This is a genomic window from Pseudoxanthobacter soli DSM 19599, from assembly GCF_900148505.1.
GTDB lineage: Bacteria > Pseudomonadota > Alphaproteobacteria > Rhizobiales > Segnochrobactraceae > Pseudoxanthobacter > Pseudoxanthobacter soli.
Genome location: NZ_FRXO01000003.1, coordinates 420,828 through 435,331, shown reverse-complemented (window position 1 = coordinate 435,331; position 14,504 = coordinate 420,828). Strand labels below are relative to the sequence as shown.

7 protein-coding genes are annotated in these 14,504 nt (G+C 69.2%); 3 read left to right on the top strand and 4 right to left on the bottom strand.

From position 1 onward, the window contains the following. Window positions 1–213: 213 nt before the first annotated feature. The 4 genes from BUF17_RS09505 to BUF17_RS09485 all read right to left on the bottom strand — a co-directional run bounded on the left by BUF17_RS09505 (window position 214) and on the right by BUF17_RS09485 (window position 6,695). On the bottom strand, window positions 214–762 hold the full coding sequence (locus BUF17_RS09505; RefSeq protein WP_073627909.1) for a cytochrome b: 549 nt from the start codon (window positions 760–762) through the stop codon (window positions 214–216). Between the two features lie 374 nt (window positions 763–1,136). Beyond that, window positions 1,137–2,054: a l-ornithine N(alpha)-acyltransferase gene (gene olsB, locus BUF17_RS09495; protein WP_084564428.1), complete on the bottom strand. Its 918-nt coding sequence runs from the start codon at window positions 2,052–2,054 to the stop codon at window positions 1,137–1,139. Window positions 2,055–2,619: 565 nt separating this feature from the next. Next, window positions 2,620–4,308: an FAD-dependent monooxygenase gene (locus BUF17_RS09490; protein ID WP_175563662.1), complete on the bottom strand. Its 1,689-nt coding sequence runs from the start codon at window positions 4,306–4,308 to the stop codon at window positions 2,620–2,622. A 194-nt stretch (window positions 4,309–4,502) separates the two neighbouring features. After that, a complete protein-coding gene (locus BUF17_RS09485) occupies window positions 4,503–6,695 on the bottom strand; it encodes a transglycosylase domain-containing protein (RefSeq protein WP_084564334.1) in 2,193 nt (730 codons plus the stop codon). Window positions 6,696–6,927: 232 nt separating this feature from the next. On the opposite strand from BUF17_RS09485, the gene polA reads away from it, so the two are divergent. The 3 genes from polA to BUF17_RS23380 all read left to right on the top strand — a co-directional run bounded on the left by polA (window position 6,928) and on the right by BUF17_RS23380 (window position 14,499). Beyond that, entirely contained in the window at window positions 6,928–9,990 is a 3,063-nt protein-coding gene (gene polA / locus BUF17_RS09480) for a DNA polymerase I (protein WP_073628294.1), read from the top strand. A 204-nt stretch (window positions 9,991–10,194) separates the two neighbouring features. Beyond that, entirely contained in the window at window positions 10,195–12,204 is a 2,010-nt protein-coding gene (locus tag BUF17_RS23095) for a methyl-accepting chemotaxis protein (protein WP_210215420.1), read from the top strand. Between the two features lie 285 nt (window positions 12,205–12,489). After that, the gene (locus tag BUF17_RS23380) at window positions 12,490–14,499 is read left to right on the top strand and encodes a methyl-accepting chemotaxis protein (protein WP_073627901.1); all 2,010 of its coding nucleotides are present in this window, start codon (window positions 12,490–12,492) and stop codon (window positions 14,497–14,499) included. Window positions 14,500–14,504: the final 5 nt, after the last annotated feature.

Below are 14,504 nucleotides of genomic sequence, written 5' to 3'. Positions count from 1 at the left end.
CCGACGGCCGGAGAGGGGAACCTCTCCGGCCGTTTTCGTCTGTGGTTGGTGAAGGGTGCGGTTTGTGGAGGGTGCGGTCGGCGATGGCGAAGGATGCCCCGGTGTTCAGGCGCAAGGCCCGGGCCGGCCCCGTCCGCCGGATCATGCCGGGGCCTGTCGAATCTGGTGCGAGGCCGTGAGACCGGATCAGGCCATCCGATCGCGAGGACCGGCTTACCGCCCGCCGAACGTCATCCGCCGCAGCAGGCGGTCCCGCAGGACGAACTGATGGAACAGCGCCGCCAGCGCATGGACGATGGCGAGCGCGATCAGGGCGTTGGCGGCGAGTTCGTGAACCTCGCGGATCGAGCGTGAGGTGTCGCGGGCGACCGGGTCCGTCAACAGTGCCGGGATTTCCATGAAGCCGAGGGGAATGCCGCGCGCCCGCGACTGCACGTAGGTCACGCCGAGGATGGTGACGGCCAGGAGCAGGAAATAGAGCAGGACGTGGGCGAGGCTGCCGATCCTGTCGAGGAACGGCCAGCCGCTCTGCGCCGCCGGCGGCGAGGCGGTGGACAGCCGGATGACGATGCGCGCGATCACCAGCACCAGCACGGTGAAGCCGAGGCCCATGTGCAGGTCCTTGACGAACGGAACATCCTCGTCCGGGACACCGTCCCAGACGTAGGTCAGCCCGTAGACCACCGCCACGAGGATGGCGATGAGCCAGTGCAGGGCGACGATGGCGGGATTGTAGCGCTGGGCGGTCGGGGAATGAGCCATGGATGCCACGTTCTGAGCCCGGAACATGCTCCGGTCGTTGCAGCGGGGATGCCTTCAGGTCGCCCCGACACGTCGGGCCGGCCGAGAAGCATTTTGGAACCGTTTCAGACTACAAAGCACGCGCACGGTTGGGAATGGCCGTTCTGCGTCCCGGCGATCGACAGGCGCGGCATCCCGAAGATCCTCCGGGCGATCGGCCGGTACGCGCGGGACGGCGACGGCCGGAACGGCATGCGCACGGAAGCCCGGCGCCGGACACAGCCCCGCCATCAAGCCCCGTCGTCCGGAGAGCCGGTCCGGCGGACTATTTTCGAGCTTTTGAGTCTGGAGCGTTTTCATGTCGGTCGGATGTTGCCATCCGATCGGAAAGCGCTCTAGCCGGCGTGGCGGCTGGCGTCGGCGCCGTAATAGTTGATGTAGCGCGTGTTGATCTCGTCGACCGGCAGCACGATCAGCACGTCCGTCGTGCCGAACTGGTGGTCGATCACCGCGCCGTCGCCGATCTTGGCGCCGAGCCGCAGATAGCCCTTGATCAGCGGCGGCAGCGCATGGAGCGCCGCCTTGGCGTTGATCGCCTCCTTCGGCATCCGGTTCATTTCCACGAAGCGGTCGGGCAGGGCCGAAGGCCGCAGGCCGTCTGGCGCGCGGCAGAAATGGTGCAGGAACGACAGCGGCATCGCCAGGAGATCCGGGTCGGTGCCCTCGAGGCTGGCGCAGCCGATCATCAGGTCGCAGCCGTGCTCCAGCGTGTAGGTCCATACCCCGTGCCAAAGCAGTTCCAGCGTGCGCTTGGAGCGGTAGGGCTCCAGCACGCACGACCGGCCGAGCTCCAGAATGCGGCGGTAGGGCCGCGCGTCGAGCAGGGGCGAGAGGTCGAACTCCGAGGTGGAATAGAAGCCGTCGTAGCGGTCGGCGATATCCCGGCGCAGCAGCCGGTAGGTGCCGACCACCTTCGGCTTGCGCCGCTGGAAGCGCTTGGCCGGCGCCTCGTGATCGATCACCAGCATGTGGTCGCAGATGTCGTCGAAGGCATCGACGTCGCGCCGGCTCATCATCGCCATCGCGTCGGCGATGGCCGACATCTCCTCGTAGAACACCTTGTAGCGGATCGACTGGGAGCGCTTGATCTCCTGCCGGGTGCGGGCGAGGCGCACCTCCAGCGGACCCAGGCGGCCGAGCGTCGGGGCGTTCGGATCGAGCGGCTCGCGGCGGCCGCCGGGAATGCGGATGCCCGCGGGCGCCAACGGCCTGAAGGGAAGCGCGGCCTCGCCGAACCGGGGGTTGGCGGACATCAGGGCGGTCATCGCCGTGCGCGCGACGCCGGCACCGGCATCGACGAGGCCGAGCGCGCCGGCCCGGCGGCTCGGGAACGCTTCGGCAAGGACATCGGAAGACGGCGGCGTCGATCGTCTCATGCTTCCTCCGATGGCGGCGGGCTTCACTGGTGGCCCGGCAGCCAACCCGGCGCCGGCCGTTCCGGCCCCGCGCTCACAACACCCTTTTCGTCGGGCGCCTGCGAACCGTTAACCGCCATCAGAAACATAGTTGCCCGACGGTAATGTGACAATGTTTGCGGACACCCCCGCCCTGCGGCGGCGACGGGGCGCGGAAGGCCCTGCTGTCGCCCGGCGCCGCGGCCGAATGACGTTCGCATGGCACCGAGGGCGTCCGGCCCGAAGGCCGGGTCGCCTGCAAGAGGCTGAACGGGCATGGGATTCCGCCGGTCCTTCAGCGGATGCGGGCCACAGGCCGCCGGCTGTCGCGATGGCGCGGGGTTGCGCAGGCGCGACCGCAGGCGCGCGGCGGAACACGAAAAATTGCCGGACTTTGCCGGCAAATCAGTTTCGCGCGGCCGTGTCAGCGCGCTTCGGGCAGGCGCAGCGCGAGTTCCGCATAGGAATCGATCAGCCCCACATCGAGCGGGCCGCCGCGCGTGCCCACCACCTGATCGGGCCGCACGAGCACCCAGCCGCCCGGATCGACAGTGTAGCGCCGCGCCGCCTCGCCATCGGGATCGGTGACGGCATCGAGCTGGACGATGCGCACCGCGGGGCCGAATTCCTCGACGGACAGCGCGATCGCCCGCGTCGCCGTGGCGTCGCCGAACAGGAGAAGCGTGTGCACGGGACCGTCGCTCTTGCCGGTCTCGCGGGCGTCGAGGCCGCAGAGCAGCGGCCAGAGCGAGCCGGCCTTGCCCGTCTCCGGGTCGTGATAGGGGGCATCGAGCGCCCGCTCGCCCACCGTCGGCGTTCCCGCCGTCACCATGCGCCGCAGGCCGGCGAGCGCGCCCTCGCGGTAGCTCGCCGCGCTGTCGGCGAGATCCGCCAGCATCCGCCGCCGCAGCGGCGCCAGCCGGGACAGCGCCTTGACCGCGACGTCCCGCGTGGTGCGGGCGACGATGCCGCCGGCGAAACCCGCGAGCAGCCGGACGAGCGAGCTTTCGATCACCGCCTTCGCGATCGGCCGCCGCTCGGCCTCGTAGCTGTCGGCGAGCGCCTGGACGTCGCCCCGCCCGCGCGCGATCTGGGCGAGCTTCCACGCGAGGTTGGCGGCATCCATGATACCCATGTTCAGCCCCTGCCCGCCGGTCGGCGACAGCACGTGCGCCGCGTCGCCGACGAGATAGCAGCGGCCGTCGCGATATCGCTCGGCGACGAACTCGCCGGCGCGATAGGCGGCGAGCCACGAGACCGATGCGATCGAGAGGCCCGGCGGGCCGCTCAAGGTGAGGTAATGCTGCATTTCCTCGCGCGTCGGCGGCGGTTCGGGCGGCGGTTCGCCAGTGGCCGCGCCGTCCGCATCCGGGCCGGGGTGGCTTCCGGACGGTGCCGGTGGGGGCGCGGCCTGGCGCCGCGCCGTCATCCGCCACGTCTCGCCGTCGATGGGCGACAGCGCGATGCTGCCGCCTTCGCCGGACCAGAGATAGAGCGTGCCGGGCTGCAGCGGACCCTCGATCCGGCCGTCGCAGAACACGTGGGTTTCCGGGTCGGAAAAATCCTCGGCCTCGATCTCGAGCAGGTGGCGCACCGCGCTGGCGCCGCCGTCGCAGCCGACCACGAACCCGGCGACCGCCCGTTCGGGCGTGTCCTCGCCGTGATGGAGCGTGGCGAACACCCGGTCGCGCTCCTGGTCGATGGCGACGAGCGCCACGCCGCGCTCGACCCGGACGCCGAGCGCCGCGAGGCGGTCTGCGAGGATCTGCTCGGTGCGCCATTGAGGCAGGATCACCGGCTGGGGGAACGGGCCGGCATGGTCCACGCCGGTTTCCTCGTCGAGCAGCACGCGCGCGCCGTCGCCGACCGTGACGCGGCCGATGGTGAGGCCTTCCGCGCGGATGTCCTCGGCGACGCCGACGGCCGACAGCGCCTCCAGGCTGCCGCTCCACACCGCGAGCGCGCGCGAGGTCCGGTCCGGCTCCGGATGGCGGTCGATCACCCGGACCGACAGCCCGAAGCGCCGGCAGTTGATGGCGAGGCTGAGCCCGGCCGGCCCGGCGCCGACGACGAGCACATCGGTGGCTTCTCCGGCGATGTCGTAGGGGTTCACGGCGGCGGACCTCGCGGTGGCAAGGAAGATCAGGAGACCGAGGACGGCGGGAGAACACGCGGAACGCGGGCACCGCGGCGCAGGCGCGCCGTGGCGATGGCACGGGACGGCATCGACGACGAAGATACGGGCAACCAGATTGCCCGACGCCAAGGGCTTTCGGCAACGGCGCGCGGGCGCCGCCGCCGCGACCGTCAGCCGCCGAACAATTGCTGGAAGAAGTCCTTCTTGCCGGCTTGCGGGCGGACGAGCCCGCTGCCGGTCTGTTGCTGGGCCGGCGCATATTGCGGCTGGGCCTGCTGCGGGTTCGGTGCGATCGGACCGTCATCCGGGATCGCCGCCGTGGAGGCCGCCGCCGCCTCGGCCGCGGCGCGCGCCCCCGGAAGCTCGGCCACCTGCATGCCCTTGTGGATGCCGGTCATCAGCTCGCCCCAGATCTTGGCCGGCAGCGTGCCGCCGGTCATGTTCTTGGTCGGCTTGCCGTCGTCGTTGCCGAGCCAGACGCCGGTGGTGAAGTAGCCGGTGTAGCCCATGAACCAGGCGTCGCGGTAGCTCTGGCTGGTGCCGCTCTTGCCGGCCGCCGGCCATCCCTTGATGCGGGCGCGCTGGCCCGTGCCCGAGAGGATGACCTCGGACATCATGGCGTTCATCTCGCCCACATATTGCGGCGCCACCACCTGGCGGGCGCCGCCGCTGCGGCGCTCGTAGAGCACCTTGCCGTCCGGCGTGGTGATGCGGCGGATGACGTGGGGCACGACGCCGATGCCGCCGTTGGAGAACGGCACATAGGCGGAGGTCAGCTCCAGCAGCGAGACTTCCGAGGTGCCGAGCGCGATCGAGGCGTTGGGCGTGAGCGCCGAGGTGATGCCGAGCCGGTGGGCGGTGTCGATCACGGCCTCCGGGCCGAACTTCAGCACGAGCTGCACCGAGATGGTGTTGAGCGAGTTGGCGATCGCCTGGGTCAGCGTCACCGCGCCGCGGTACTTGTGACCGTAGTTTTCCGGGTTCCAGCTGCCGATGCTCACGGGCTGGTCGACGACGACAGAACTCGGCGTCATGCCGTGCTCGAGCGCGGTGAGATAGACGAACGGCTTGAACGACGAGCCCGGCTGGCGTTTGGCGTTCACGGCGCGGTCGAACTGGCTCTCCGTATAATCGCGTCCGCCGACGAGGGCCTTCACCGCGCCGCCGGCGTCGAGGATGACCACCGCGCCCTGGCTGACGCCATATTTCTTGCCGTCGGTGTCGAGACCCTTCTTCAGCGTCACCTCGGCGGTGCGCTGGAGCGCGGAATCGATGGTGGTCTCGACGACCACGTCGGTATCGATCGCGCCGACATAGCCGGGAAGCTGGTCCATCACCCAGTCGGCGACGTAGCCGCCGCTGGCGACGAGGTCGCGCGCCACGGGCTTGGCCGGATTGGCGAGCGCGTCCTTGAGCTGGGCGTCCGTGATGTAGCCTTCCTCGCGCATGGCGCCGAGCACCACGGCGGCGCGGTTCTGCGACAGCGCGAGGTCGCGCGTCGGCGCGAATTTCGAGGGCGCCTTGAGGAGGCCGGCGATCATCGCCGCCTGCGGCAGGGTCAGGTCGCGGGCCGACACGCCGAAATAGCGCCGGGCCGCGGCATCGACGCCATAGGCGCCGGCGCCGAGATAGACCCGGTTCAGGTACATGTCGAGGATCTCGTCCTTGGAGTACTTCGCCTCCAGCCGGAACGAGAGGATGGCTTCCTGGATCTTGCGCTGGAGGGTGCGGTCGGGCTCCAGGAACAGGTTCTTGGCGAGCTGCTGGGTGAGCGTCGAGCCGCCCTGGACGAGGCCGCCAGCGGTTAGATTGGTGACGAAGGCGCGGGCGAGGCCGATCGGGTCGATGCCCCAGTGGTCGTAGAACCGCCGGTCCTCGATCGCGACCACGGCTTCCGGCATCACCTTCGGCATTTCGGCGAGCGGCACGCGCTCGCCGCCGGTATCGCCGCGATTGGCGATGATGTCGCCGGTCTCGGAGACGATGCGGACGTTCGGCGGGCGCTTCGGCACCGCCCACTCGTCGATCGGCGGCATGGTCGCGGCGTAGTAGCCGATGACGCCCGCGCCGGCGACCGCGCCCCAGAAGCCGATGACGAGGCACCACACGATGACGCGGCGGACGAGCCGGCCGAGGAACGAGCCGCGCTTGCGCCGCGCAGCCCTACCCCTGCCGCCGCCCGCGGATTTGGCCGCGGCCTTGCCGGATGCCTTCGGCTTTTCGGACCAGCCCTTCTCGGGCTTCGCCTTGGCCGCGACGGGAACCGGGCGGTCGCGGGGATCGGCGCGGAAGCCGCCGCCGTCCACATCCGAACCTCCCCCGTGGAAGCTCGGCTCCCTGCGTTCGCTCGGCCTGCGCGCCATGATCCGTTCGTCTCCCGTTCCGTCTCGACAGTGCCCGATGGACCGTCGATGTGGCGAATTTGAGGGGTGGCCCGGGTCCCTCGCCCGGACTGCCTGCACCGCCCCGGTCACGGAGAGCGGGCGACCCGCCCGCCCCGTCGCCGCGCGGCCGGCGGGGTGGAAAGACGACCGAGCGGCGGCAATCGCCGATGCCCGCTTTTCTCCGCCGTGCGGCGGTGGCATGGTCGCGGCCATGTCAGAACAGCCGCAATCCGCTCCGCCCGCCGCCACCCGTCACCCGGCCCCCATCGGCCCGGGCGACCACGTCTTTCTGGTCGACGGCTCATCATTCGTATTCCGCGCCTATTTCCAGTCCATGAATCAGGACCGGAAATACAACTATCGCTCCGACGGGCTGCCCACCGGCGCTGTCCGGCTGTTCTGCACCAAGCTTCTGCAATTCGTCCGCGAGGGGGCCGTCGGCATCCGTCCCACCCACCTCGCGATCATCTTCGACAAATCGGAGAATTCGTTCCGCAAGGCGATCTATCCGCCCTACAAGGCGAACCGGCCGGAGCCGCCAGCCGATCTCATCCCGCAATTCCCGCTGATGCGGGCGGCGGTTCGCGCCTTCGGGATGATTCCGGTCGAGCAGGACGTCTATGAGGCCGACGACCTGATCGCGACCTATGCGCGGCAGGCGAACGCGGCCGGGGCGGACGTCCTGATCATCTCGGCCGACAAGGACCTGATGCAGCTCATCCGCCCCGGCGTCGCCATGTACGATCCGGCGTCCGGCGAGGCCAAGCGCGGTTCGTTCCGCGCCGAGCGGCGCATCGGCTACGAGGAGGTTGTGGACTATTTCGGCGTGCCGCCGGACAAGGTGGTGGACGTGCAGGCGCTCGCCGGCGATTCCACCGACAACGTTCCGGGGGTGCCGGGCATCGGCATCAAGACCGCCGCCGGGCTGATCCTCGAATATGGCGATCTCGAAACCCTGCTGGAGCGCGCCGGCGAGATCAAGCAGCCCAAGCGGCGGGAGAACCTGCAGAACGCCCGCGAACTCGCGCTCGTCTCCAAGCAGCTCGTGAAGCTCGTCGACGACGTCGCCGTCGAGGTTCCGCTGGCCGATCTCGGCCTGGTGGAACCCGACGCCAAGGCGGTGACGGCCTTCCTGAAGGCGCTCGAGTTCACGACGCTGACGCGCCGCGTCGCCGACATGGGCGGCGTCGACGTTTCGCAGGTCGACCCGGACCCGGCCTTCGCCATCGGCCGTTACGGCCCCTCGGTGACGGCCGCGGCGGACGGCGGCGCCGGCCCGATGGCCGACAACATGGCCGACACCGGCGAGGCCGCGCTCCCCGTGCCGGTCGCCGCCGGTGCGGTGCCCGCGGTGCCCGCGCCGGCCGCCGCCGGAACACCGGCGTCCCTCGCCGCCGTCCGGGCGACGGAGGCGACGACGACGCCCTTCGACCGCGATGCCTACGAGACCGTGACGACCATCGACGCGCTGGACCGCTGGATCGACGAGGCGCGGGAGCAGGGGCTGGTGGCGCTCGACACCGAGACCAACGCGCTCGATGCCATGCAGGCCGATCTCGTCGGCTTCAGCCTTGCCACTGCACCGGGCCGGGCCTGCTACGTTCCGCTCGCCCACCGCAGCGCCGACGAGGGCCTGTTCGGCGGCGGGCCGGTGGCCGGCCAGATCCCGCTTGGCGAGGCGATCGCCCGGCTCAAGACCCTGGCCGAGGACCGCACGGTGCTCAAGATCGGCCAGAACCTGAAATATGACTGGCTGGTGCTGGTGCGCTACGGCATCGAGGTCGCGCCGTTCGACGACACCATGCTGATCTCCTACGCGCTGGACGCGGGCGACCGCAGCCACGGCATGGACGATCTTTCGGTGCGCCATCTCGGCCATACGCCGATCCCTTTCAAGGAGGTGGCCGGGTCCGGCAAGAACGCGGTGACGTTCGACCGGGTTCCGCTCGACAAGGCGACCGCCTACGCCGCCGAGGACGCGGACGTGACGCTGCGGCTTTGGCGGGTGCTGAAGCCCCGGCTCGCGGCGGAATCCATGACGACCGTCTACGAGCGGCTGGAGCGTCCGCTGCTTCCGGTGCTGGCGCGCATGGAGCGGCGCGGCGTGGCAATCGACCGCCAGATCCTGTCGCGGCTTTCCGGCGAGTTCGCCCAGGGCATGGCGCGGGCCGAGGCGGAGATCGCCGACCTTGCCGGCGAGCCGTTCAACGTCGCCTCGCCGAAGCAGCTCGGCGACATCCTGTTCGGCAAGATGGGCCTGCCGGGCGCCAAGAAGACCAAGACCGGGGCGTGGGCGACCGGCGCCGACGTGCTGGAGGAACTGGCGGCACAGGGCTACGCCCTGCCGGCCAAGATTCTCGAATGGCGCCAGCTCGCCAAGCTGAAATCGACCTATACCGACGCGCTGCCGGGCTATGTGAACCCGGAGACCGGGCGGGTCCACACCTCGTTCTCGCTGGCGTCCACCACCACGGGCCGCCTGTCCTCGTCGGAGCCGAACATCCAGAACATCCCGGTCCGCAACGAGGAGGGCCGCAAGATCCGCTCGGCCTTCATCGCCGAGCCGGGCCACCTGCTGCTTTCGGCCGACTATTCGCAGATCGAGCTGCGGGTGCTGGCGGAAATTGCGGACATTCCCCAGCTCAAAACGGCGTTCGAGAAGGGCATCGACATTCACGCCCTGACGGCATCCGAGATGTTCGGCGTGCCGGTCGAGGGGATGGACCCGGCGGTGCGGCGGCGGGCCAAGGCGATCAATTTCGGCATCATCTACGGCATTTCCGCCTTCGGCCTCGCCAACCAGCTCGGCATTCCCCGTGAGGAAGCCGGCGCCTATATCCGCCGCTATTTCGAGCGCTTCCCCGGCATCCGCGACTACATGGACGAGACCAAGGCGTTCGCGCGCGCCCACGGCTATGTCGAGACCCTGTTCGGGCGGCGGGCGCACTATCCCGAGATCACGTCCTCCAATCCCTCCATGCGCGCCTTCATGGAGCGCGCCGCCATCAACGCCCGCATCCAGGGTTCCGCCGCCGACATCATCCGCCGGGCCATGATCCGCATGGAACCCGCGCTTGCGGCTGCCGGACTTTCCGCGCGGATGCTGCTGCAGGTCCACGACGAACTGGTGTTCGAGGTGCCGGAGGCCGAGGTGGACGCCACCGCGAAGCTGGTTGTGGATGTCATGGAGGTCGCGCCGAAGCCGGCGGTCGACCTTTCAGTGCCGTTGAAAGTCGATGCGCGCGCCGCCCACAACTGGGACGAGGCGCACTGAAGCCGACGCCAGCAGGCCGGGAACCGCCCCGGTCGTTGCCTCGTCCATGGCGTTGCGGCGCGGCGTGATCTGGGCGAAATCCTCAGATTTACTGTCGCGCCGCAGCATTTTCGGCCCCGCCCACAATCCCCAGACAAGCTATCCGCTGGACAATATTGCCGCCCCTCAGGGGCGCGGTTTCACGGATATATGGGCGGATTTTTCATGCGGCTGAATATTGGTGCCAAGCTCGGGCTGAGCGCGGCGATCGGATTGCTGCTGGCCATTGGAACTGCTGCGGTGCAGTTGAACGTCGACGCGGAGATCGGGCAGGCCGTCGACGAGAACGCGGCTCAGGCCGAGATTCTCGAGATCTCCATGCGGGCGGCCAGCAATCTCCAGAAGCTGCGGGCCGACGAGCGCGATATCCGGGCGAGCTTCAATGCCGGCGAGATCGACCAACTGGTCGCCGGGATGCAGGCCTCGCTCAAGTCGACTTCGGCCGACCTCGCCCGAGCGGGACAAATGGCGCAATCGCCGGAGAACCGCCAGCGCCTGAAAGATCTGGCCTTGCAGACGACGCGCTATGTCGGGGCGGCGACGGCGATCGGCGACAAGCAGAAGGGTCTGGTCGAGGCCACCGCGAAGCTGGAAAAATTCACCAAGGACTGGGCCGCCCAGTACCAGTTCGCCCGATCCGATTTTTCCGCGGTCGGCGGCAACTACGCCAACGTGCTCGCAGGGGTGAACGCCCGCATCCAGGAGACGTCAATCGTCCTGTGGACCCTCGTCGCCACCGGAAACGCGACGGCGTCGTCGACCCTCGACGCCAAGCTGATGGCGACCCGGGACGATTTCAAGTCGATCCACCGCAATCTCGCCGACAACCCGGTTCTGGAACAGCTGAAGCCGCTGGAGGATCTGTTCAAGCAGTACACCGGCATCGTCAATTTCGTGGTCGCGCGCACGGTTTCGAAGGCCGAGATCGCCAATACCGACGCCGCGTCCGCCGCAGCGGCAGCCCTGGCGCTGTCGGACACGCTCGTCGCCGACGTCCGGAAGCGGACCGCCGAGGCCGCACAGACGACCGGGGTGGCGATCTCGAACGGCGAGACGCTGATGCTCTCGATGCTCGGCGGGCTTGTGCTGGTTCTGCTGGGATCCGCGGTGTACGCGGCCTTCGGTGTCGCGCGTCCGATCGCGCTGGTCACCAAGGCGATGGAGAAGATCGCGAAGGGCGATCTCGAGACGCCGATTCCTTATGAGAAGCGGTCGGACGAGCTGGGCGAACAGGCGCACGTTCTGGCGATTTTCCGCGACGATCTGGCGGAGACGGAGCGGATGCGCGAGGAGCAGGCCCGGCTCGAGGCGGAGATGGCCGAACAGCGCAAGCGGGACATGCACGAGCTTGCGAACCGGTTCGAGGGCGCGGTGGGCGAGATCGTGGAGATGGTGTCGTCGGCTGCGGCGGAACTGGAAGCGGCGGCGCAGACGCTGACGGCGACGGCGGAGGAGACGACCGCGCAGGCGGCGGCGGTGGCGGCGGCGGCGGAGCAGGCGGCGACCAATGTGCAGACGGTGGCGGCGGCGGTTGAGGAGCTTGCCTCGTCGTCGGCGGAGATCGGCAACCAGGTCTCGTATTCTACGTCGGTGACGGCGCAGGCGGTTTCGGAGGCGGACAGCACGAACTCGCGGATGGGCGGGCTGAAATCGGCTGCGGAGCAGGTTGGCGCCATCGTCGGGATGATCGGCGATATCGCGGCGCAGACGAACCTGCTGGCGCTGAACGCGACGATCGAATCCGCGCGTGCGGGCGAAGCGGGCCGCGGGTTCGCGGTGGTGGCGCAGGAGGTGAAGAGCCTGGCGGAGCAGACGTCGAAGGCGACGTCGCAGATTTCGGGGCAGATCAGCGGCATCCAGGGTTCGACGGGCGATGCGGTGACGGCGATCACGAGCGTCGGCCGGACGATCTCGGAGATCAACCAGGTGGCGGCGGCGATCGGGGCCGCGGTGGAGCAGCAGAACGCGACGACGGCGGAGATCGCGCGCAACGTTCAGCAGGCGGCGCAGGGAACGCAGGAGGTGACGCGCAACATCACCGGCGTGACGCACGCGGCGCAGGCGTCGTCGTCGGCCTCGGTGCAGGTGCTGTCGTCGGCGGGCAAGCTGAACCGTCAGGCCTCGAATCTCCGGCTGGAGGTGGAGAACTTCCTGACGACGGTGCGCGCCGCCTGAACCGGAGCCGAGCCGGGTGGGCGTGCTCGCCCGGCGGACCGGACCGCGCCGTCCCGGCATCGAGCCCGGCATCCCGCAGGATGCCGGGCTTTTCTGTTTGGGCCCTGCCGATCCGCCCCCTCGGCGTCGGTGCCCTCACGCCGCCATGCCGCCTGTTTTGCATGTGCTCTGTACGAATATTGCGTTGCAGTACGAAAGGCACGCAATCTTCGTGCAAGCCTCATCTCCTATCCCGACAATGGGAAGAAACGCGCAAATCCCATTAAGGGGAGGGGGCTGGCTACGATGCGCTTCAATATCGGCGTTAAACTCGGGCTGAGCGCGGCCGTCGGGGTGCTGCTCGCCGGCGGCCTGATCGCCGCTCAGATCAAGGCGGGGCAGGACGTGGAGGCGGCGAGCGAGGCGGCGCGGGCGCAAAGCGAGATCCTGACGCTCGCCCTGCGGGCGACCACGGCAGTGCGCAAGCTCGAATCCAACACCAAGGACATGCTCTTGTCCTACAAGCTTTCCGACATCAACGACCTGTCCGGCACGATTCCGATCGATGTCGGCGCGGCGAAGATCGACCTGTCGAGGGCGGTGAAGCTCACGCAGCTGCCGGAGAACGCCAAGCGCCTGCGGGATCTCTCCGACGACATCACGCGCTACGGCACGGCGGCGGAGGAGATCGCGACCGAACACATGGCGGCGGTCGTCAAACTGAAGGAGCTCAGCGACCTGTCGGCGGCCTGGGACAAGCTCTACCGCAGTGCCAAGCCGGATCTCGCCACCGGCGGTGAGGCCGCCGTCGGCGCCATTCGCACCGTCGACGGCTATTTCCGCGGGTCGAGCGGCGCGGTGTGGCGCTTCGTGGCGACCGGCGACAAGGGATCGCTCGCCAGCGTTGATTTCGCGGTCAAGGGCAATCGCGTCACGCTGTCGAACGTGCGCAGTGCGGTCTCCGCCACGAAGGCCGCCGACCGCATCACCGAGTTCGAGAAGATCTTCGACGACTACGACAAGGTGCTGCGCGAGCTGATCGTGCATCAGGACGCCAAGACCAAGATCGCGCGCGAGCAGGCCGAGCCGGCCGCCGCCGCGGCGCTCGGCCTCGCCGAGGCTGCCGTCTCCGTCGCCAGGGAGCGGTCGGTCACCGCCACAAAGGCGGCGGATGCGGCCATTGCGCGCTCGACCTCGCTACTGCTGGCGCTGACCGGCGGCCTTATCCTGGTTCTGCTGGGGTCCGCGCTGTATGCGGCGTTCTGGATCGCGCGTCCGATCGCGCTGATCACCAAGGCGATGGAGAAGATCGCGAAGGGCGATCTCGCGACGCCGATTCCTTATGAGAAGCGGTCGGACGAGCTGGGCGAACAGGCGCACGTGCTGGCGATCTTCCGCGACGATCTGGCGGAGACGGAGCGGATGCGCGAGGAGCAGGCGCGGCTCGAGGCGGAGATGGCCGAACAGCGCAAGCGGGACATGCACGAGCTTGCGAACCGGTTCGAGGGCGCGGTGGGCGAGATCGTGGAGATGGTGTCGTCGGCTGCGGCGGAACTGGAAGCCGCGGCGCAGACCCTGACGGCGACGGCGGAGGAGACGACCGCGCAGGCGGCGGCGGTCGCGGCGGCGGCCGAGCAGGCGGCGACCAACGTGCAGACGGTGGCGGCGGCGGTGGAGGAACTTGCCTCGTCGTCGGCGGAGATCGGCAACCAGGTCTCGTATTCGACCTCGGTGACGGCGCAGGCGGTTTCGGAGGCGGACAGCACGAACTCGCGGATGGGCGGGCTGAAATCGGCGGCGGAGCAGGTGGGGGCGATCGTCGGGATGATCGGCGACATCGCGGCGCAGACGAACCTGCTGGCGCTGAACGCGACGATCGAATCCGCGCGTGCGGGCGAAGCGGGCCGCGGGTTCGCGGTGGTCGCGCAGGAGGTGAAGAGCCTGGCGGAACAGACGTCGAAGGCGACGTCGCAGATTTCCGGGCAGATCAGCGGCATCCAGGGTTCGACCGGCGAGGCGGTGACGGCGATCACGAGCGTTGGCCGGACGATCTCGGAGATCAACCAGGTGGCGGCGGCGATCGGGGCCGCGGTGGAGCAGCAGAACGCGACGACGGCGGAAATCGCGCGCAACGTTCAGCAGGCCGCGCAGGGAACGCAGGAGGTGACGCGCAACATCACCGGCGTGACGCAGGCGGCGCAGGCGTCGTCGTCGGCCTCGGTGCAGGTGCTGTCGTCGGCGGGCAAGCTGAACCGTCAGGCCTCGAATCTCCGGCTGGAGGTGGAGAACTTCCTGACGACGGTGCGCGCCGCCTGAACCGG

Coding starts and splice junctions, on each gene's coding strand:
- BUF17_RS09505 (WP_073627909.1), bottom strand. CDS start 762: ATGGCTCATTCCCCGACCGCCCAGCGCTACAATCCCGCCATCGTCGCC.
- olsB (WP_084564428.1), bottom strand. CDS start 2,054: ATGTCCGCCAACCCCCGGTTCGGCGAGGCCGCGCTTCCCTTCAGGCCG.
- BUF17_RS09485 (WP_084564334.1), bottom strand. CDS start 6,695: ATGGCGCGCAGGCCGAGCGAACGCAGGGAGCCGAGCTTCCACGGGGGA.
- polA (WP_073628294.1), top strand. CDS start 6,928: ATGTCAGAACAGCCGCAATCCGCTCCGCCCGCCGCCACCCGTCACCCG.
- BUF17_RS23095 (WP_210215420.1), top strand. CDS start 10,195: ATGCGGCTGAATATTGGTGCCAAGCTCGGGCTGAGCGCGGCGATCGGA.
- BUF17_RS23380 (WP_073627901.1), top strand. CDS start 12,490: ATGCGCTTCAATATCGGCGTTAAACTCGGGCTGAGCGCGGCCGTCGGG.